We start from the raw sequence: 19,814 nt of genomic DNA on the forward strand, positions 1-19,814 counted from the left end.
CACTCGTGTCCGCTACCACTCCCCCAGGGTTCCCCGAATCCCCCCGCGACTTCTTGGCCAATTGGACCGCCTCGCGCGGTAACCTGCGTAATTTCTTGGAGACCCAAGCGCTCGCCCCGCTGGACGAGGAATCACAGCGCACCGCCGGTGAAGCCGCGGCCGCCGCGGCGCTGGAGGAATTCGGGCTGGAGTTGGAGGATTTCGCCTCCGGCGTGGACTCGGTCACCGGCTCCTATGACGCGGCCGGTGCACAACGCATCACCGCCCAAGACCCAGACGTACCGGTGGATGTGGGCGCGGCAGCGTTTTTCGACGTCGACAACACCCTCATCCAAGGCTCTTCCCTCGTGGAATTCGCCTTTGGCTTGGCGCGCAGGCGCTACTTCCGGCTTTCTGAAATCCTGCCGATTGCGTGGAAGCAGCTCAAGTTCCGCGTCTCCGGCAGCGAAAATGCCAAGGACGTGGCCGTCGGCCGCGCGCAGGCGCTGGAGTTTGTCAAAGGCCGCAGCGTCGACGAGCTGGTGGAGCTATGCGAGGAGATTGTAGACGCCTCGCTGGCCCGCCGCGCCTACCCCGGCACCACACAGCTGGCGGAGATGCACCTAGCCGCCGGCCAGCAAGTGTGGCTGGTCACCGCCACGCCGGTCCAGCTAGCGCAGGTGCTCGCTCGGCGCTTCGGGTTTACCGGCGCGCTCGGCACCGTCGCGGAGGTCAAAGACGGCAAGTTCACCGGCCGGCTGGTCGGCGATATCCTCCACGGGCCCGGCAAAAAGCACGCCGTGGCCGCGCTCGCGACCATCGAAGGCCTCGACCTCTCGCGCTGCACCGCGTATTCGGATTCCGCCAACGACGTGCCCATGTTGTCCATGGTTGGCACCGCCGTAGCCATCAACCCGGACCGCAAGCTGCGCGATATCGCTGGCGACCGTGGCTGGCTCGTGCGCGACTATCGCTCCGTGCGCCGCGCCATCCGCACCTATGGCCTCCCGGCGCTGGCCACCGCCGCCTTTTCCTATGGCGGCTGGCGCTACTACCGGCGGTAGCGAGGGCGGTAGAGGGCGCTGGGGGCTTCGGCAAGCATGCAAAAACCCTCCGCACAATGGCGGAGGGCAAGAAGCGGGCTGGGGTTTACTTGCCCAGCTTACGGCGCTGCACGCGGGTGCGGCGCAGCATCTTGCGGTGCTTCTTCTTGGACATGCGCTTGCGGCGCTTCTTAATGACGGAACCCATGGAGTCCTCACTTTCGTGTAGTACGTACTGTCAAACTTGTCAGCGCTAAAACGGCGAAGGTGCACTCTTGCCGCCGTGGCCACACGGACCGCGGGCCACATCAGCGAGCCGACACGAATGCACACCATCTTACCCAGCACCCAGCCCGTGACCAAAAAGGGCCTATGCGAAACAACAGCGCCCACCACCGCTGACCTCGAGGGCCAACAGAGGTGGGCGCTGTCTGTGCGGCGCGAGCCTAGGCTCCGTAGACGGAAGCCTCCAAGTACTCGTTGACGGCAGACTCGTGAACGCGGAAGGAGCGTCCGACGCGAACAGCCGGCATTTCGCCTGCGTGAACCAAACGGTAGACGGTCATTTTGGAGACGCGCATAATCTCGGCGACCTCCGCGATCGTCAGAAAGGTTCCCTTTTCTTCATTTGCCATATATATCTAACCCTTCAGCTCGTTACGCGCTGTAGGCTTCCCCTCCCACAGGACTTCACGCACGTGCTTGCCCTAGCCTATCGTGAAACATGTGACTAATGCGACCCAAGTGCCAAATTTTTTCACAGCATTCATTAGGGTTTCCCCTAAAAGCGCTGCTTAACACCTGCCCCAGCACTCCCGGGTGGGTACACCCCCACCACGGGGAGGTCGCACACGGAGGCGCTAGCCGAGCTCCTTGGCCTTATCGGAGCAGGCCTCTGCCGCGCGGTAGAACGCGCCGCGCAGGCCGGACTCCTCCAGCTCGCGGACGGCGGCCGCAGTGGTGCCGCCCGGCGAGGTTACGCCAGCGCGCAGCTGGGTGGCCGAGCGGCCAGAGCTAGCCAGCATCTCACCAGAGCCGGCTGCGGCCTGGGCGGCAAGCTTCTCGGCGACGTCGCGGGGAAGGCCGAGCTGCACGCCGGCATCGACAAGCGCTTCTGCCACGAGGAAGAAATAAGCCGGGGAGGAGCCCGCCAGCGCGGTGGCGGCATCGATATTCTTCTCCGGAATGACCGCGACCTCGCCCACGGCCTCGAGCAGCTCGCGGACGCCGTCCATCTGGGCGTCGCTCACGTGATCACCGGCCGCGCAGGTGCACATGCCGCGACGCACCAACATGGGGGTATTGGGCATAACGCGCACCACCGGTACGCCTTCGCCCGCCGCCCCCTGGAGCTGCTTTAGGGTCAGGCCCGCGGCCATGGACACGACCACGGCATCCTTGGCCGGCTCAAGGCCTTCGAGCAGGTCCAGGATGGCGTAGGGCTTCACGCACGCGAAGATATAGTCCGCGCCGTCCACCGCCGCCGCATTATCGCTGGTGACGTTGACGCCATAAGTCTCTTTGAGTTCCTGGCTGCGGGATTCGGTGCGATTGGTGACCGTGATATCCGAGCCCGCAAAACCCGATGCCACGAGTCCCGAGGTCAAAGCCTCGCCGATTTGTCCGCCGCCTAAAATTGCAATCTTTGTCATAGTCTCCACCATGCCAAAAATGCGGAACCCCGGCTACCACGTGGGGTAACCGGGGCGTAGACAAGCGGGGGCTTAGAGCATGACCAACAGCAGTGGGCCGAAGGTCAGGATAAGGCCGGTAAAGCCGGCCAGGAACATGGAGAATCCATCGCGCGCGGTGCGCAGGGCGTGTGTCACGCCCACCATAATTGCGGTGACGCACAGCGCGAGGATGGCGACGACAAGGCGCGGGAAGCTATCCCACAGAATCTCAAAGCCCTTGAAGATGACAATCGCCAGCAGGATGCCCGCGACAACCATCAGCAGGATGGAAACTGGGTTGAGCTTCTCGTGCTCTTCCTCGATCCATTCTTCGTCGTCCTCGACCTTGGGAAGGTTGCCGGTTTCCTCGGCATCCTTAGCGACGCCCGCCTTCTTCGACGCCGGCACCGCCGCTGTAGCGGCCGTTCCAGCACCAGCTGTCGCAGCTCCCGCTCCGGCCGCTTTCGCGCCCTTGTCGGCCTTCGCTGCGGTGGCCTTGTCCGCGCCGGCCTTGTCTGCGGCCGACTTCTCCGCTGCGGGCTTGGTAGCGGCAGGCTTGGCATCGTCCGCCTTCGCCTTACCCACGCGCTGGATTACCGCGGTGTCATCCGCAGAAGGCTGATTCTTCTTCTCCGCCTCCTGTGCCGCGGCGGCAGCAGCCGGCTTTGCGGTCTGCGCTGGCTTGGCGGCAGCCTTGGCTGCGGGCTGGTCCGCGGATTTAGGAGCAGCCTTTGGTTCTGCCTTTGCGGCGGTCTTTGGCGCAGCCTTCGGCGCGGCAGGCTGAGCAGCGGTCGTGGCTGCGGACTGAGAAGCTGGCTTGTCGGTGGACTTCTTTGCGGAGTCGGCATCGGTCGCGTCAGCGGCCTTGGGGGCGCGGATGACGGGAGCGTCCTCGTCGATGGAGACGGAGGTGTGCTTGGCCTCGGCAGGCGAAGCCTCGACCTTCTTGAGGTTGCCGGTTAGCTCGGCAACGGAAATGCCGCCTTCATCGAGGCTGCGGCGGTGGCGGCGCGAACGCTTGTCGTCCTTGCCGCCCTTTTCGCCGCGGGCCTTTTTATCGCGAGCCAGCAGCTCTGCCACGGTCAACTTCTTCTTGTCAGCCATGATCTCTTCCTATTCCAATCCCTTGTCGGTCCGGCGCAAAATGACGCCCTCACGCAGCGCCCACGGGCAGATTTCCAGCTTCTCAATGTCCAAGGCTCGCATGGATGCCTCGGCCACTAGAGCGCCGGCAACGATTTGGTGCGATCGGTTAGAACTTACACCTTCTAGGTCCGCTCTGTCTGCCGCAGTCATGCGGGAGATGAAGGAAATCAACTGGCGCAGACCCGGTGCTGTCAACGTGCGCTTGACGTATGGGCCGGCAGACGAGGGGGCGGAACCCGTCAGGCGCGCCAGCGTGCGGAAGGTTTTGGAGGTACCCACGGCGAGGCCAGCGGGGCCCATGGCCTTCATCTGCTGGGCAACGTCTTCGAGCTCCGCATCGATATAATCGCGCAGCGCACTTACCTTCTTTTTCTCCGGTGGGTCGGTGTCAAACCAGTTATGGGTCAACCGGCCAGCGCCCAGGTCGAGGGAGAAGGCGAGGTCGGGGTGCTCGTCGGTACCGGTGGACAGCTCTAGCGAGCCGCCGCCGATGTCCAGGTTGGTAATACGGCCGGCGGACCAGCCGTACCAGCGGCGTGCGGAGAGGAAGGTCAGCTGGGCTTCTTCCACGCCGGAGAGAATCTGCAGGCGTACGCCGGTCTGCTTTTCCACCTCATCGAGCACGGCCTCCGAATTATGCGCGGAGCGCACCGCCGAGGTAGCAAAGGCGATAAATTCAGCGCAGCCCAACTTATCGCCCAGCTCGCTCGCCTCCGCTACGGCGCTGACCAGCTTCTTTACACCCTTTTCTTGGATGTTGCCCTTTTTGTCCAGCTGTTCTACCAGCCGGAGCGGGGTCTTCCAATCACTCATCGGAGTGGGCCGCCCGCCCGTCGCGGCATCGACCGCAACGAGGTGGACGGTATTGCTTCCGACATCTAATACACCTAATCGCACACTAATAGCGTAGTAGGTCTACCGTGGTTAGGTGTGAATCGCCCAAAATCTGACACGGTATACCTAGGTTTTCCTGCGAGCTCGCCCGCGGCGGCGTCGATAAGAGCGGGCCGCGAAGAGGCCCCTGATTTCCCGCGGGAGTGGTTCGAATTTACCAACCCAAACGACCCACACCACGTCTTTTCCATCGACCTAACATGGGTGGAATCGCACTACAGCTGCCAATTTGGGACGTCGGCATGCCGGGGCATCGATAAGAGCCAGCCCGACGTGGGCTGCTGCGTGCATGGCGCCTATATGGCCGATGAGGAAGACCGCGACCAGCTTTACGACGCCGTCTCGCGCATGCCCGCCAAGTATTGGCAGCTGCGCCCAGCGGGGGTAGATGAGTTCCTCGCGCAGGACGCTACGGACGAGTTGGAGCCATGGCTAGAGTGGGACGAGCTCGACGGTGAGGACGGCGAACCGGAACCGGCGCTGAAGACACCCATCGTGGACGGCGCGTGCATTTTTGCCAACCGCGCCGGCTGGGCTACGGGTACGGGCTGCGCGCTGCACCAGTGGGCTGTCGATACCGGCGAGGAGCTCACGGTGGTCAAACCCGAGGTGTGCTGGCAGCTACCGCTGCGCCGATACGAAGACTATGAAGAGCGCCCGGATGGGCAGGAGATTTTGCGCACGCAGATCGGCGAGTATGACCGCCGCGGTTGGGGCAATGGCGGCGAGGACTTTGATTGGTATTGTTCGGCCGATGCCGCCTGCCACGCCAACCCGCTGCCGATGTGGCAATCGCACGAGGACGAGCTGGTAGCGCTCATGGGCCGAGAGTCCTATGAGATTCTGGCCGCGCACTGCAAGGCACGCGCCGCGGCGGCCGAGCACGGCGTCCAGCTCACGCAGCATCCGGCCAGCGTGAAGGCCGGGAGCCTACAGGCAGAAAACCAGCGGGCGGAGAGCTAGAGCTCGAATTTATAGCCCAGGCCGCGCACCGTAACCAGGTGCTTCGGACGGGAGGGCTGCTCCTCGATCTTGGAGCGCAGGCGCTTGACGTGGACATCGAGCGTCTTGGTGTCGCCAACATAATCGGCGCCCCAAATGCGGTCAATGAGCTGGCCGCGGGTGAGCACGCGGCCGGCGTTGCGCAGCAGGTACTCCAGGAGGTCGAATTCCTTGAGGGGCATGGAAACCGGCTCGCCCGCGACGGTAACGGTGTGGCGTTCCACGTCCATCTTGACGCGGCCGCCCTCGAGGATCTGCTCGGCTACTTCTTGCTCCGCCTCGGTATCGGCAGTGGCGCCGGAATCGTGACCGCGGCGCAGGACCGCGCGGATGCGGGCGATGAGCTCGCGGGAGGAATAAGGCTTGGTCACGTAATCATCAGCGCCGAGCTCAAGGCCGACGACCTTGTCGATCTCGGAATCACGTGCGGTCACCATGATGACCGGCACGGACGAGGTGGTGCGCAGCTGCTTGCATACCTCGGTGCCGGACATGCCGGGCAGCATGAGGTCTAGAAGGACGATATCAATGTCGTTAGCGGCAAACTTTTCCAGCGCGGTGGGGCCATCGTGCGCGATGATCGGCTCGAAGCCCTCCTTGCGGAGGAGGAATGCCAGCGGATCTGCCAGCGACTCTTCATCTTCAACGATGAGGATGGTGGTCATTGTGCTTTATCCTTTCGACGTGCTGCAACGCGTGCTACTGCACGCGGGAGCCCAGGCGCCGCCGCGTCGACGGCATCCCTTTTCTCATTATCCTTCATGCCAGCATCCTGCGCTGGCTTTTCTTCCCTGTAAATGGGCAATTCGATGGTGAATGTAGAACCCGTACCGGGCCGGGACCACAGTTTGATGTTGCCGCCATGGTTGGCCACCACGTGTTTAACAATTGCTAATCCTAGGCCAGTGCCTCCGGTCTGCCGCGACCGGGCTTGGTCTACGCGGAAAAAGCGCTCGAAGACGCGCTTTTGATCATCCGGTGCGATACCGATACCGCGGTCCGTGACGCGGATGAGCACGACCCCGCCATCCACCACTTTTTGGGAGACCGATACCGGCATCTTTTCCGGCGAATAATTAATCGCGTTGGAGACGAGGTTAGACAGTGCGGTAACCAACAGGGACCTATCTCCTTTGACCTGCACGCCGACGGAGGCGCCCCGGTTGAGCTCGATGGAGCGAGCCTCCGCAGCCAGTTGGTTGCGCGAGAGCGCTTCCTCGATGAGGTCATCGACGGCTAGCGGTTCCATCTCTGGCAAGGCCTCGGCACCCTGCAATTTGGACAGGGAAATAAGTTCGCTGACCATATCGGCCATGCGGTTGGCTTCCTTGTAAACCTTATTGCCAAAGTACTCCACGGTCTCTTGGTCGCCGGGGTCTTGGAGCAGGGCCTCGGCCAGCAAGGCAATGCCGCCGACGGGGGTCTTGAGCTCGTGGGAGACGTTTGCCACAAAGTCGCGGCGGGCGGATTCCATGCGGACGTTTTCGCTCTCATCGGTTCCGTAGATGATGACAAAGCGGCCGTCGTTAAGCGTCAGCGGCTTAATGACCGCCTTGAACTGGGTGACGCGGTGACCCGTGCGGCGCTTAGGAATGGCCAGGTCGACGGTGCGGGTTTCCTTGTCCTCGAAGACCTCCTGCGCGGTCTGCCACACCTCCGGGTTCACGGCGCGATCATGCACCAGGGACATCTCGTGGGCGGCGGGATTGGACATGACGATTTCTTGGTTGCGGTCTAGCACCGCCAGGGCCGTCGGCGAGCCTTGCACGGCCAGGTGCAGCACCTGGCTGACCGTCGTGACCTGGTTAGCCTCGGCATCGGTGGCTTGGCGGTAGCGCGCAATGCGCCCGCGCAACCAGGAAATCACCGGCAGCGCCAGCCCGCAGGCCACCACGCCGGCGGCAAAGGAAAGAATCAATTCCACGTGTCTAGCCTATCCATCACAAAGTCCCCAGGGAATACTCCCCGGGGACTGTGGCGCAGTTTCTTACTTACCGCCCTGCGCAGCAACGGCGGCGGCACCGGCAGCGGCGGCTTCCGGATCCAGGTAAGTGCCACCTGGGTTTACTACGGAGCCGTCTTCGGTGATCTCATAAACCAGCGGGATGCCGGTTGGAATGTTCAGGCCGGCAATGTCATCATCGGAGATATTGTCCAGGTGCTTAACCAGTGCGCGCAGGGAGTTGCCGTGCGCGGCGATAAGTACGGTCTCGCCCTTCTTGGCGCGTGGGAGGATTTCTTCTTCAAAGTACGGCACGAAGCGGGCGACGACGTCCTTCAGGCACTCGGTCTGCGGGACCTTATCCAGGTCCGCGTAGCGCAGGTCATTGGCCTGGGAGTATTCGGAGTCATCGGCCAGCTCCGGCGGGCGCGTGTCATAGGAGCGTCGCCATGCCATGAACTTTTCCTCGCCGTACTCTTCCTTGGTCTCGGCCTTGTTCAGGCCCTGCAGGGCGCCGTAGTGGCGCTCGTTGAGGCGCCAATCGCGCACCACTGGGATCCAGTGGCGGTCGGCGGCGTTGAGAGCGATATTTGCGGTGCGGATAGCGCGACGCAAAAGAGAGGTATACAGGACGTCGGGCAGAACGCCTTCCTGCGCGAGCAGCTCACCGCCGCGCTTGGCTTCCGCCTCGCCCTTTTCGGTCAGATCTACATCGACCCAGCCAGTGAACTGGTTGGACTCGTTCCACTTGGATTGGCCATGGCGAAGAAGAATCAGTTTTCCGTTAGTCATGCCTCCAGCATGCCACGAAATTATTACCGGCGTCAGGGTTTAATCCCCGATCGCCCGCCGTTGATGGCAATCCGGAACCTCGATGCGGCTGGCCTCGTCATAGATTTCTGCGAGCGCGGCAGCGGAGCTGGCCCAGCTAAAGCGTGCGGCGTGGGCGACGGCGGCCTCGCCCATGGCGATGCGCATGGGGTCGTCGTCAAGCAGGCGGACTAGAGCATCGGCCCAGTCGGACGGGTCATGCGAGTGCACCAGCAAGCCGGTCTCCTCGTCGGCCACGGCGATGGGCAGCCCGCCGACGGCCGCGGCTACCACCGGCGTGCCAGAAGCCTGGGCCTCCAGCGACACCAGACCGAAGGACTCGTTATAGCTAGGCACCGCTACGATATCGGCCGCGCGGTAGACCCCCACCAGCTCCTCTGGCGGGCGGGCGCCTAAAAAGCGCACGCGCTTATCGACGCCCAACTCGCGCGCCAACTCCCTATAGGCCTCCGGCGCCGTATTGGCCCCCGACGGGCCACCACAGATGACCACGCGCAGGTTGCGCGCTGGTTCGCGGCGGAAGAGCTCGGCCGTGGCGCGAATGAGGACCTCTGGTCCCTTAAACTTTTGCAGGCGCCCGACAAAGGCCACCACCTTGGTGTGCAGTGGAATGCCCAGCTCGCGACGGGAGCGCTCGGTATTGCGGACCGTACCAGGGGTAAAAAGCTCTACGTCGGCGCCGGGCGAGACCACGCGAATGATGTCGCACTCGGCATCATAGTGTTCGGCCAAGTCGCGAGCTTCTTGCTCGGTATTGACCACGAGCAGGTCCGCGTTATCCACCAGTTGCTGCTCGCAGATGCGGCGGGCCTCGGACTCCAAGGTGTCATCCGCGGTCCGGGAGGCGTTTTTCACCGCGGCGAGGGTATGGGCCGTGTGGATGAGCGGAATGCCCCAGAGATCCCGTAGCAGCCAGCCCACCTGGCCGGAGAGCCAGTAGTGGGAGTGAATAAGGTCATATTTCTTGCCCTGCCACTTGGCAAATTGCACCATGCCGCCCGCGAAAGCGGTCAGTTGGGTCGGCAGATCCTCTTTATCCAGACCCTCGTACGGCCCGGCGACGATATTAATGACGCGCAGATGGGGTTCAACCTCAATGATTTCGCCCTGGCTAGGCCGAGTGGCGCGGGTATAGACGTCCACCTCTATTCCCCGGCGAGCCAGTTGGCGCGCACTATTGAGGACGTAGACGTTCATGCCGCCGGCGTCCCCCGAGCCGGGCTGTTCAATCGGCGAGGTATGCATAGAGATCATGGCGATGCGCATGGCGCTCAATTCTACCGGCGCTATACTGGCCCCTGCCAGAAACCTACGCTACCGAAAGGTAAAGTTTTGTCCGCATACGAATCACAGGCTTGGCTCCAGTATTACCCGGAATGGACACCGCACCACCTCGAGTACGGCGACACCACGTTGCTGGATATCTACGACAACAATCTTGAGGTCAACGCCGATAAACCGGCCACCTACTTCTTCGGACGCACCCAAACGTATGCGGAGCTGGACCGTCAGGTTCGCGCTGCGGCCGCTGGCTTGAAGGCCTTCGGTGTGCGCCCCGGTGACCGAGTCGCCATCGTGGCACCAAACTCGCCGCAGTACATCGCGGCGTTCTACGCCATCTTGAAGCTGGGCGCCCAGGTGGTACTACACAACCCGCTCTACACCGCCCACGAGCTAGAAGGGCTCTTCCAGGATCACGGCGCGCGCATCGCCATCGCCTGGGATAAGGCAGCGCCGACTTTGGAGAAGCTGCGCGCGACCACCAACCTGGAAACAGTCGTGTCCATCAACATGATCAACGCCATGCCTACCCTGCAGCGCGCGGCCCTGCGCCTGCCCATCCCGCCACTGAAAACCAAGCGCGAGCAGCTCTCTTCCCCGGCGCCCAATACCGTGCCGTGGGAAACCTTGGTGGGCAACGCCATCGGCGGCGACGGCAGCGATATCACCACGCCGCAGGACGTGGACAAGGACACCATCGCGCTAATTATGTACACCTCTGGCACCACCGGCGCCCCGAAGGGCGCCATGCTCTCGCACGGCAACCTCTTTTCCAACCTGTTGCAGGGCAAGGCGTGGGTTCCCGGCCTGGGCGATAAGCCGGAGCGTATGCTAGCCGCCCTCCCCTTCTTCCATGCTTATGGCCTGACCATGAACGTGACCTTGGCGCAGTTCATCGGCGGTGAGCTGGTCATCCTGCCAAAGCCGGATATGTCGCTCATTATGCAGTTGATGAAGAAGCACACCCCGACCTGGGTTCCGGGCGTGCCGACGCTTTACGAGCGCATCGTGAAGGCCGCCGAGTATCAGGAAATCCCCATCAAGGGTGTGCGTGCGGCCTTCTCCGGTGCGTCTACCCTGCCTTCGGACACGGTCAACAAGTGGGAGAACTACACCGGCGGCCTCTTAGTGGAGGGCTATGGCCTCACCGAATGCTCGCCGATTATCGTGGGCAACCCCATGAGCACCGACCGCCGCCCAGGTTACGTGGGCATCCCGTTCCCGGATACCCAGGTGCGCATTGCCAACCCGGATAACCTGGATGAGACACAACCAGACGGCGTTGAGGGCGAGGTGCTGGCCCGCGGCCCGCAGATCTTCAAGGGCTACCTCAACAATGACGAGGCCACCGAGGCCGCCTTCCACGGTGAGTGGTTCCGCACCGGTGACATGGGCGTCATGGAAGAGGATGGTTTCATCCGCCTGGTCAGTCGCATCAAGGAAATCATCATCACCGGCGGCTTCAACGTGTATCCGGGCGAGGTGGAAGAAATCCTGCGCGAGCACCCAAGCATTGATGACGTCGCCGTGGTCGGCCGCCCGCGCGAGGACGGCTCCGAAGACGTCGTGGCCTGCCTCGACCTCGCCGACGGTGCCGCCCTCGACCCGGAGGGCCTGAAGGACTACTGTCGCGAGCGCCTGACCCGCTACAAGGTCCCCCGCACCTTCTACCACTTTGAGGAGCTGGCGAAGGACCAGATGGGTAAGATCCGCCGCCGCGAGGTCCAGGCAGACCTCATCCGCCGCCTCGAGGCCGAACAGAACTGAGATGTTCCGCCTTATCGATAGCCCCCTCGGACCCCTGCGCCTGCAGGCGAGCCCGCGGGGGCTTTCCCGTGTCGAATTCACCGCAGCCAGCATCCTGCAGAAAGAGATGGGCGGTGTGGAAGAAGGGGACGTCGGAAAGCGCAGTGCAGACGTGCTCGATACCGCCCAGGCACAGCTTACGGAGTACTTCGCTGGCCGGCGCCGCTCCTTCGAGCTTCCCCTCGACCCGCCTGCGACGACCGACTTCCGCGCCGCGGTGCATGCGCAGTTGGCGGAAATTGGCTACGGGGAGACGGTCACCTACCGCGACGTCGCTAAGTTACTCGGCCGCCCCGGCGCGACGCGGGCCGTGGGCAGTGCGTGCGGCGCCAATCCCCTGCTCATCGTGCGGCCGTGCCACCGTGTACTGCGCAGCGATGGCGGGCTCGGCGGCTACGCGGGTGGTCTGGAAGCCAAACGTTTTTTGCTGACATTAGAAGAAAACTAGAGGGCTTCTTCGCGTTTGGGATATGCTATCCCTTCAGAAATAGTTTTTGTAGCCAAACGAAAGGTTTTTCGCGTGTCCGCTTCCACCTCCCGAGCCTGGCTCGAACACTACAGCGCCTGGACCCCACACAGGCTGGACTACGGCGATAAGACCATCGTCGACTACTACCGCGATAACCTGCGGGCCAACGCCAATAAATCCGCCACCTACTTCTTCGGCCGCACGCAAACCTACGCGGAGCTTGATGCCCAGGTGCGCGCCGCCGCGGCCGGGCTCAAGGCCTTTGGCATTCGCCCGGGTGACAAGGTGGCCATCGTCCTGCCCAACTGTCCCCAGCACGTCGCAGCCTTCTATGCGGTGCAGCTACTTGATGCCACCGTGGTCGAGCACAACCCGCTCTACACCGCCCCGGAGCTGGAAGGGCTGCTCAATGACCATGGCGCGCGTGTGGCTATCTCCTGGGACAAAACCGCCTCCACGCTGGAAAAGCTGCGCTCGACCACCCCGCTAGAAACCATCGTCTCCGTCAACATGGTCGAGGCCATGCCCCCGCTCAAGCGCCTCGCGCTGCGCCTGCCCATCCCGCCGCTGGCCGCCAAGCGCGAGCAGCTCACCAGCCTCGCGCCCAATACCGTGGAGTGGTCCACCCTCATCGGCTCGGCCATCGGCGGCGATGGCTCGGATCTCGATGTCCCTGAGATCTCCCAAGACGATATTGCGCTTATCCTCTACACCTCCGGCACCACCGGTAAGCCCAAGGGCGCGCTACTTTCGCATGGCAACCTCATTGCCAACGCCATCCAGGGCAAGGCCTGGGTGCCGCAGATGGGCAAGCAACAAGAGCGCTTCCTCGCGGCACTGCCCATCTTCCACGCCTATGGCATGACGACGCTGTGCGTCTTCAGCATCTACTTGGGCGCCGAGCTCATCCTTGTCCCCTCCCCACAAATGCCGCTCATTCTGGACATCGTGAAAAAGCGCACGCCTACCTGGCTTCCGGGCGTGCCCACGCTGTATCAAAAAATCATGGACGCAGCGGAAGAAAAGGACGTGGACCTAAGCGGCATCCGCAATGCCTTCTCCGGCGCCGCCACGCTGCCCGTAGAGATTGTGGAGCGCTGGGAAAACTTAACCGGTGGCCGGCTCGTGGAAGGATTCGGTATGACAGAAACCTCCCCGGTCCTTACGGCCAATCCCATGAATGGCAAGCACCGCCCCGGCTATGTGGGCGTGCCCTTCCCGGATACGGAAGTGCGCATTGCCAACCCCGAAAACCTGGATGAAACCCAGCCCGACGGCCAACCGGGTGAGATGCTCGCGCGCGGCCCGCAGATTTTCCAGGGTTATTTTGGCAATGCCGCCGCCACTGAAAAGACCTTTCATAATGGCTGGTTCCGCACCGGCGATATGGCGCTCATGGAGCCGGATGGCTATATCAAGCTGGTCAGCCGCATCAAAGAAATCATCATCACCGGCGGCTTCAACGTCTACCCCGCAGAGGTAGAAGAGGCGATTGCCCAGCATCCCGACGTCGTAGATGTCGCCGCCGTGGGCCGCCCGCGCCAGGATGGCTCGGAGGACGTCGTCGGCTGCGTCACCCTGCGCGATGGCGCCGTGCTCGATCCAGAAGGCCTGAAGGAATTCTGCCGCGAGAGCCTCACCCGCTATAAGGTGCCGCGCACCTTCTACCACTTCGAAGAACTGGCGCGCGACCACCTAGGCAAAATCCGCCGCCACCAGGTGCGCAAGGACCTACTCGAGCTGCTGGGGACGAAGGCCTAAACTTAGCGGCTATGGCAGATATTCATTACGGCGCTACCTTGACGGATTTCCTCGCCGCCGCCGTCACGAGGTTTCCGCAGCGCCCCGCCACCTACTTCGCCGGCCAGACGCTGACCTATGGCGAGCTCGATGCCCAGGTGGCGGCCGCGGCTGGGGCCCTGCGCGAGATGGGCGTGCGGCCCGGCGACCGCGTGGCGCTCCTGCTGCCCAATTGCCCGCAGCACGTGGTGGCATTCTTCGCCATCCTGCGCTTGGGCGCGGTGGTGGTGGAGCATAACCCGCGCTATACCGCGCACGAGCTCACCCCGCTGCTCGCCCACCATGGCGCCCGCGTGGCGATTGCCTGGGAGGACACCGCCCCCACCGTTTCCGCGCAGGTAGAGACCACCATCTCCGTCTCCCTTAGCGCACCGCTTCCGCTAAACGGCGCCCCGGTAGAGGCACACCCCGCCACGCTTGCCGACGCCGCCCTTATCCTCTACACCTCCGGCACCACCGCCCGCCCCAAGGGTGTGGTCTTAACCCACGGCAACCTCGCGGCGAACTGCCTGCAGCTAGAAACCCAGGCCCCGCTGCGCGCTGGCCACGAGCGCTTCCTGGCCGCGCTGCCCATGTTCCATTCCTATGGCCTGACGATGAGCGTGTTGCTCGCGGTGCGCTGCGCGGCCGAGATCATCCTGCTTGCCGCCCCACACACCGATGCGGTGACCAAGGCGCTAGCCACGCGCCGCCCCACCTGGATGCCGGGCGTGCCCACCATCTACGAGCGGGCCATGGCGGCCGCGCCCACCGCCGCTGGCTCATCCGCCCCCACGGATCTCGGCGGGGTGCGCTATTCCATTTCGGGCGCGGCCTCGCTGCCCTCGCGCATCATCGATCCCTGGGAAGCACGCACCGGCGGCATGCTGGTGGAAGGCTATGGGCTCACCGAAACCTCTCCCGTGCTGACCATCAATCCCCTTAATGACGCCCGGCGAGCCGGCACCATCGGCCTGCCGCTTCCGGATACGCAGCTGCGCATCGGCGATCCTCAGGACCTCAGCCGCACCCAGCCGGATGGCGAGGCCGGCGAGATCCTCGCCCGCGGCCCGCAGGTCTTTAACGGCTACCTTGCCGACGCCCCCGCCACCGCCGCCGCCTTCCATGAAGACTGGTTCCGCACCGGAGACATGGGCGTTCGCGAGCCCGATGGCCATATCAGGTTGGTGGGCCGCATCAAGGAAATCATCATCACCGGTGGCTTCAATGTTTATCCCGGCGAGGTTGAGAAGACCTTAGCCTCCCATCCTGATATTGCCCAGGCCGCGGTCGTGGGCGTTCCTCGCTCCGATGGTTCAGAGGATGTCGCCGCTTGCGTGGTGCTTGCCCCCGGCGCGCAACTCGACGAGTCTGCCTTACGCGACCATTGCCGCGGGTTGTTGGCACGCTATAAGGTCCCGCAGCGCTTCTTTGCCATGGAGACGCTCGCCGCCGACCAGCTGGGCAAGCTGCGCCGCCGCGATGTCCAACGCGATCTCCTCGCCCTGCTCAACCAGGGCTAGCCTTCTTCACGCGCTTCTCGGCGCACCGCCTGTTCGTAGATGCGCTCGGCTCGCTCCTCAAGGTCGTGCTGGGCGCGGGCTTGGGATTTAGCGGCGGCGTCGGAACGCGGCGGGGCCTGAATATGCCGCGCGGCGTGCAGGCCCAATTGCAGTTCTTTGGCGCGCAGAACCTCCGCATCGATTTTGATGCCCAAAATGAGCATCGTATTAGATAGCCACACGGCCATGAATACAGCCATGATGAGGCTGAAGGCGCCGTAGACGCTGGCACCAGCAAATCGCTGGGTATAAAGAGCGAAAGCTCCCCACACCACCACATTGGTGCTAAGCGCCACAACGGAGCCGAGGGTTATCCACCGAAAGCGCGCCGGCCGCACGTTTGGGGAAAAGTGATACAAGATAGCGATCAAGCTCAGCACGATCACCACGGTGAGCGGGAAGCGCAGCCAATTCCACACCGGCATAAAAATGCCGCCCAAAAAATCTGCGGTGCCTTGCATGTCCAGCTTGCCAGCCAGCGGTTCGACCACACCGCTCACGATGGTATCGCGCAGCAGGTTGGCAAAAAGCACGATGACCGCGCCGATGACCAAGATGATGGTAAGCCCCCACATGAGCGCCCAAGTGCGGATAATCCCGCGGCCTTCTACCCGCCCGTAAACGATATTGGCGGTGCGGGAGAAGGCACGCACGTAGGCCGAGGCGGCAAAAAGAGAAACCAGCACGGATACCACCAGCGCGAAGGTGCCTTGTGCCGTGGAACCAATGATGGAGCCCACGAGGTGCTCGGCCTGCTCCGTCATCGAACTGGGCACGTAGTCTGCAATGAACTGCGAAGTTAATTCGTGTACCTCGGCGCGCCGAGAGGAAAAGATGAGCGTCGCTATCGAATAGGCCGCGAGCACCGTAGGGGCAAAGGCCATAAGCGTGAAGTACGTCATCGTGGCCGCGCGATCCATCAAGGCATCGTGGAAGAAGTCCGCCCACACGCGGCGGAGCACCAGCCCCCCAGCTTTCCTTACGCAAGCGGTTACCGCGGGCCAGGGGGTCCACTTCATCAGTATGACCCTCAATCTTGACCACGGTGGGCGCGGTACTGGGCACAATCTTATCCGCGCCCTCGTAGACGGATTCGCTCACCGGAGTAGCCGCGGCGCTCGGCGGTTCGCCGGAAGACGAATTGCCAGGGGTGCGTGCGGCGCCAGGAACCTCGGCGGAATCGTCCAGTGTGCTCATATTATCCCAGCGTATGCGGTAAAGAATCTATTTCAGGAAGTGACACTCAGCTGTGATTACACTGGAGAAGCATGACTGAACAGAATGATAAAAAGCTCAACGTGAAGTCCTTCGAACTCGACCACCGCCTAGTCAGCGCGCCATATATCCGCGTGGCCGACCGCACGGATTTGGGCGGCGGCGTCGAAATCATCAAGTATGACCTGCGCTTCTGCCAACCGAACCAGGACCACCTGGATACCAAGGCGCTGCATTCGGTGGAGCACATGATGGCAAACTTCATGCGCAATTACACCGATAAGCTCATCGGTTTTGCCCCGATGGGCTGCCGCACTGGCTTCTACGCCATCACCAACGGCATGGAACAAGACGAGCTGCTGCGCGCGGTGGAAGGCGCGCTTAACGATATTCTTAACGCTACCGAGGTACCGGCCGCCAACGAAGAGCAGTGCGGCTGGGGTGCGCACCACAGCTTGGAGGGCGCGCAGGAGGCGGCCCGCGCATTCTTGGGCGCTAAGGATGAGTGGCTCCAAGTCATGGCCGCCTAAGCCAAGCGAATTCACCGGCCCAGTAGGTGCCGAACTGAAAAAGCGGCCACGATAGTCCCGAAAACCGTGTGGTTAAGGGCGCTATCGTGGCTGCTTTGTAGGTTTTAGGCCCTAGAGCCCGGAGCGAAAAGCAGTCGCGTGCTACTCGTCGAGGGAAAGGCCGATCCACACGGGTTCGGGCACGAGTTCCACACCGAAGGTCTCATGGACGCCGTCGCGGATGGTGCGGGCGAGGTCCACGATATCGGCGGCCTTAGCCTCGCCGCGGTTGGTCAGCGCCAGCGTGTGCTTCGTCGAGAGCGTGGCCCGGCCGGAGCCCGGGTAGCCCTTAGCAAACCCGGCGCGGTCAATGAGCCAGGCGGCGGAGAGCTTTTCCCGGCCGGTCTCTGCAGAGGGGTGGCGGGGCATGGAGTCTGCGGTGGCCTCGCCAAGCGAGGCACGGACCTTGGCCTGGACGGCGTCGGCAAGAGCGGAGTCCACCACCGGGTTGGTAAAGAAAGAGCCAGCGGACCAGGTGTCATGGTCGGTGGGGTCGAGCACCATGCCCTTGCCGCGGCGCAGCTTGAGGACCTGCTCGCGGACCTCGGCCACGGGGCGGCGCTCGCCCGGATTCTGGGTGAGCTGACCAAAGCGCAGCGGGCGGGAAAGGCCCTCGGTATCGAGCTGCAGCTCCACCTCAAGGACCACGGCGCGGCCGGTGAATTTCAGGTTGGAATAGCGATACGCTAGCTCCAGGTCGGAGGCGGGGACCCACTCATCGCTATCGGTGCGGCGGTTATAAAGGCGCACGCGGGTAAGGACCTCAGAGATCTCCGCGCCATAGGCACCCACATTCTGCACGGGGACCGCGCCCACGGTGCCGGGGATGCCGGAGAGGCACTCGATGCCACCCAGGCCGAGCTGCACGGAGCGAGCCACCACGTCATCCCAGACGGCGCCCGCCTGTGCGCGCACCACGCCGGTTTCGGTGTCCATGGAAACCTCATCAAAGTCAAGGATGACCGCGACGAGATCCACTGCGCCATCGGCCACCAAGAGGTTGGAGCCGCCGCCAACGACGATGAATTTCACTTCGGCGTGATCAAGGGCACGCACCACGGCGACGGCAGCCTCCGGCTGCGAGCAGCGCAGTGCGGCCTGCGGTTTTCCGCCTACACGCAGCGTAGTCAGGTCCGCGAAGGTGGCGGCGGGGTCCAGTTCTACCCCGTCGATCGCTGTGAGCTGTTGCGTCAAAGATTTATCAAGCACGCCTACCAAGGTAGTCTGTTAGGCATGTCAACCCGTAGTGAAAACACCGTAACCATCAATCAGCCCATCGAAAAGGTTCACAAGGCGCTGCTCACCAAGGAATACTGGGAGTACATCGTGGCCAACCTCTCCCCTGAGGCGGGCCAGGTGCACGACTTCAGCGATAACGTAGCCACCCTCTTCGAGGTTCTGCCGACCACCCTGCTGCCAGAGGCAGTGCGCGCCATGGTCTCTCAAGACTTGAAGGTCAAGCGCGTGGTTACCGTGGGCGAGCTCAATGGTGAGGCTGCTGACGTTAACTACACCGCGGATGTCAAGGGCACCCCGGTTGATTTCAAGGGCGATATCTCCCTGGCTGGCGAAGGCGAGATGACCAAGCTGTCCTACGTCAACGAGATTTCCGTCAATATCCCGATGATGGGCGCCGCCATCGAGCCGAAGGTGGGCGAGTCCCTGGCTGAGCTCTTCGATAATGAAGGCAAGCTGACCGAACAGTGGATCTCTGAGAACGCCTAAGTTCTACAGAACCGAAATTTATGGCCGACCACGCACATAATCTGCGCGCTAGCGCAGCTGCGGGTCGGCCTTTTGGCGTTATCACCCGCGGCACCACCAACCACAACCGGCTGCGGCGCTGCGATAGGTGGATGCTCGCGCACCCGGAGATTTCCGCGCTGCTGCGGCATGTAGATACCCCGCTGGCGCTCGACGTGGGCTACGGGGCCTCGCATGCGACCACCGTGGAGTGGGCGGGGTGGCTGCGTCGGGCGAATCCGCAGGTAGACGTGCGCGGACTGGAAATCCACCCGGACCGGGTGCTGCCGCCGCGCGATGGCGTGCGCTTCGAGCTGGGCGGTTTTGAGCTGGCCGGCTACCGGCCGCAGCTAGTGCGCGCGTTTAATGTGCTGCGCCAGTATGACGTGGACCAGGTGGAAGAGGCCTGGCAGACGGTGTGTTCCCGCCTTGCCCCGGGCGGCTTCTTTGTGGAGGGCACCTGCGATGAGCTCGGCCGGCGCGCGGCCTGGTTGCTGCTCGATGCCCATGGTCCGCGGACGCTCACCCTGGCGTGGGACCCGTTTGATGTGGCGCGCCCTTCCGATATTGCCGAGCGCTTGCCTAAAATCCTCATCCACCGCAATGTGCCCGGCGAGCCCATCCACGAGCTGCTTCAGGCCGCCGACGAGGCTTGGGATCGGGCTGCTGGCTGGGCGCCTTACGGTCCGCGCGTGCGCTGGCGTAGGGCACGCGCCATGCTTGCCGACGCCCCCTTTAATATCCACCCCGTCCGCCGGCGCCTGCGCGATAATGTGCTCACCGTGGACTGGGAGTCTGTCGCGCCACGGGACTAAACGCGCCGCGCGCTGATGGCCGCTGGGGAGCTGTGAAGTGCCTAGCAATGTGCCCGAGAACTCCC

General features: G+C 63.2%; 20 protein-coding genes. 9 read left to right on the plus strand and 11 right to left on the minus strand.

Translation table 11 applies throughout. The annotated features are described in order from the left end of the window. Window positions 1-5 precede the first annotated feature (5 nt). Window positions 6-1,043, plus strand: coding sequence for an HAD family hydrolase (locus tag BKN05_RS01650; protein ID WP_239274429.1), 1,038 nt, complete (start codon window positions 6-8; stop codon window positions 1,041-1,043). Window positions 1,044-1,128: 85 nt separating this feature from the next. On the opposite strand, the gene BKN05_RS01655 is transcribed toward BKN05_RS01650, so the two are convergent. The 5 genes from BKN05_RS01655 to BKN05_RS01675 form a co-directional block, all read right to left on the minus strand. Then, window positions 1,129-1,230, minus strand: coding sequence for a 30S ribosomal protein bS22 (locus tag BKN05_RS01655; protein ID WP_003855542.1), 102 nt, complete (start codon window positions 1,228-1,230; stop codon window positions 1,129-1,131). Between the two features lie 238 nt (window positions 1,231-1,468). Then, window positions 1,469-1,657 carry a helix-turn-helix domain-containing protein gene (locus tag BKN05_RS01660; RefSeq protein WP_005276651.1) on the minus strand — a complete coding sequence of 63 codons (189 nt, stop codon included), beginning with the start codon at window positions 1,655-1,657 and terminating at the stop codon, window positions 1,469-1,471. A gap of 225 nt (window positions 1,658-1,882) precedes the next feature. Next, complete coding sequence (proC, locus tag BKN05_RS01665) at window positions 1,883-2,674, minus strand: pyrroline-5-carboxylate reductase (protein ID WP_286687776.1); 792 nt, start codon at window positions 2,672-2,674, stop codon at window positions 1,883-1,885. Between the two features lie 72 nt (window positions 2,675-2,746). After that, window positions 2,747-3,799 carry an Rv0497 family membrane protein gene (locus tag BKN05_RS01670; RefSeq protein ID WP_286687777.1) on the minus strand — a complete coding sequence of 351 codons (1,053 nt, stop codon included), beginning with the start codon at window positions 3,797-3,799 and terminating at the stop codon, window positions 2,747-2,749. Window positions 3,800-3,808: 9 nt separating this feature from the next. Further along, a complete protein-coding gene (locus BKN05_RS01675) occupies window positions 3,809-4,738 on the minus strand; it encodes a Ppx/GppA family phosphatase (RefSeq protein WP_225746037.1) in 930 nt (309 codons plus the stop codon). Window positions 4,739-4,771: 33 nt separating this feature from the next. Between BKN05_RS01675 and BKN05_RS01680 the strand changes: the two genes are divergently transcribed. Next, window positions 4,772-5,698 carry a DUF3109 family protein gene (locus BKN05_RS01680; RefSeq protein WP_150851360.1) on the plus strand — a complete coding sequence of 309 codons (927 nt, stop codon included), beginning with the start codon at window positions 4,772-4,774 and terminating at the stop codon, window positions 5,696-5,698. On the opposite strand, the gene BKN05_RS01685 is transcribed toward BKN05_RS01680, so the two are convergent. The 4 genes from BKN05_RS01685 to mshA all read right to left on the minus strand — a co-directional run bounded on the left by BKN05_RS01685 (window position 5,695) and on the right by mshA (window position 9,776). Further along, window positions 5,695-6,402: a response regulator transcription factor gene (locus BKN05_RS01685; protein ID WP_286687778.1), complete on the minus strand. Its 708-nt coding sequence runs from the start codon at window positions 6,400-6,402 to the stop codon at window positions 5,695-5,697. The two genes, BKN05_RS01680 and BKN05_RS01685, sit on opposite strands and share 4 nt — an antisense overlap. Then, complete coding sequence (locus tag BKN05_RS01690; RefSeq protein ID WP_286687779.1) at window positions 6,399-7,661, minus strand: sensor histidine kinase; 1,263 nt, start codon at window positions 7,659-7,661, stop codon at window positions 6,399-6,401. Before BKN05_RS01690 ends, BKN05_RS01685 begins: the two co-directional genes overlap by 4 nt. A 63-nt stretch (window positions 7,662-7,724) precedes the next feature. Continuing rightward, window positions 7,725-8,471 (minus strand): phosphoglyceromutase, encoded by a 747-nt coding sequence (locus tag BKN05_RS01695; protein WP_286687780.1) that lies wholly within the window; start codon window positions 8,469-8,471, stop codon window positions 7,725-7,727. Between the two features lie 39 nt (window positions 8,472-8,510). Beyond that, window positions 8,511-9,776 (minus strand): D-inositol-3-phosphate glycosyltransferase, encoded by a 1,266-nt coding sequence (mshA, locus tag BKN05_RS01700; RefSeq protein WP_286687781.1) that lies wholly within the window; start codon window positions 9,774-9,776, stop codon window positions 8,511-8,513. Between the two features lie 66 nt (window positions 9,777-9,842). Between mshA and BKN05_RS01705 the strand changes: the two genes are divergently transcribed. The 4 genes from BKN05_RS01705 to BKN05_RS01720 all read left to right on the plus strand — a co-directional run bounded on the left by BKN05_RS01705 (window position 9,843) and on the right by BKN05_RS01720 (window position 15,368). Further along, on the plus strand, window positions 9,843-11,558 hold the full coding sequence (locus BKN05_RS01705) for a long-chain-fatty-acid--CoA ligase (protein WP_286687782.1): 1,716 nt from the start codon (window positions 9,843-9,845) through the stop codon (window positions 11,556-11,558). Window position 11,559: 1 nt separating this feature from the next. Further along, window positions 11,560-12,045: a methylated-DNA--[protein]-cysteine S-methyltransferase gene (locus BKN05_RS01710; RefSeq protein WP_286687783.1), complete on the plus strand. Its 486-nt coding sequence runs from the start codon at window positions 11,560-11,562 to the stop codon at window positions 12,043-12,045. A 72-nt stretch (window positions 12,046-12,117) separates the two neighbouring features. After that, window positions 12,118-13,827: a long-chain-fatty-acid--CoA ligase gene (locus BKN05_RS01715; RefSeq protein WP_286687784.1), complete on the plus strand. Its 1,710-nt coding sequence runs from the start codon at window positions 12,118-12,120 to the stop codon at window positions 13,825-13,827. Between the two features lie 11 nt (window positions 13,828-13,838). Further along, the gene (locus BKN05_RS01720) at window positions 13,839-15,368 is read left to right on the plus strand and encodes an AMP-binding protein (RefSeq protein WP_286687785.1); all 1,530 of its coding nucleotides are present in this window, start codon (window positions 13,839-13,841) and stop codon (window positions 15,366-15,368) included. Here the strand turns inward: BKN05_RS01720 and BKN05_RS01725 are convergent. Continuing rightward, window positions 15,365-16,369 (minus strand): YihY/virulence factor BrkB family protein, encoded by a 1,005-nt coding sequence (locus BKN05_RS01725; RefSeq protein ID WP_286687786.1) that lies wholly within the window; start codon window positions 16,367-16,369, stop codon window positions 15,365-15,367. The two genes, BKN05_RS01720 and BKN05_RS01725, sit on opposite strands and share 4 nt — an antisense overlap. A gap of 306 nt (window positions 16,370-16,675) precedes the next feature. Between BKN05_RS01725 and BKN05_RS01730 the strand changes: the two genes are divergently transcribed. Further along, a complete protein-coding gene (locus tag BKN05_RS01730) occupies window positions 16,676-17,152 on the plus strand; it encodes an S-ribosylhomocysteine lyase (RefSeq protein WP_023020462.1) in 477 nt (158 codons plus the stop codon). A 141-nt stretch (window positions 17,153-17,293) separates the two neighbouring features. Here the strand turns inward: BKN05_RS01730 and BKN05_RS01735 are convergent, their stop codons facing one another. Beyond that, window positions 17,294-18,400 (minus strand): UDP-N-acetylmuramate dehydrogenase, encoded by a 1,107-nt coding sequence (locus tag BKN05_RS01735; RefSeq protein ID WP_286687787.1) that lies wholly within the window; start codon window positions 18,398-18,400, stop codon window positions 17,294-17,296. A gap of 24 nt (window positions 18,401-18,424) precedes the next feature. On the opposite strand from BKN05_RS01735, the gene BKN05_RS01740 reads away from it, so the two are divergent. Then, complete coding sequence (locus tag BKN05_RS01740) at window positions 18,425-18,916, plus strand: DUF2505 domain-containing protein (protein ID WP_005327201.1); 492 nt, start codon at window positions 18,425-18,427, stop codon at window positions 18,914-18,916. 20 nt (window positions 18,917-18,936) lie between these two features. Further along, entirely contained in the window at window positions 18,937-19,749 is an 813-nt protein-coding gene (locus BKN05_RS01745) for a hypothetical protein (RefSeq protein ID WP_049377829.1), read from the plus strand. The last annotated feature ends 65 nt before the right edge of the window (window positions 19,750-19,814 follow it).

This window comes from Corynebacterium sp. S5S1 (genome assembly GCF_001913985.1).
GTDB classification, from domain to species: Bacteria; Actinomycetota; Actinomycetes; order Mycobacteriales; family Mycobacteriaceae; genus Corynebacterium; species Corynebacterium marquesiae.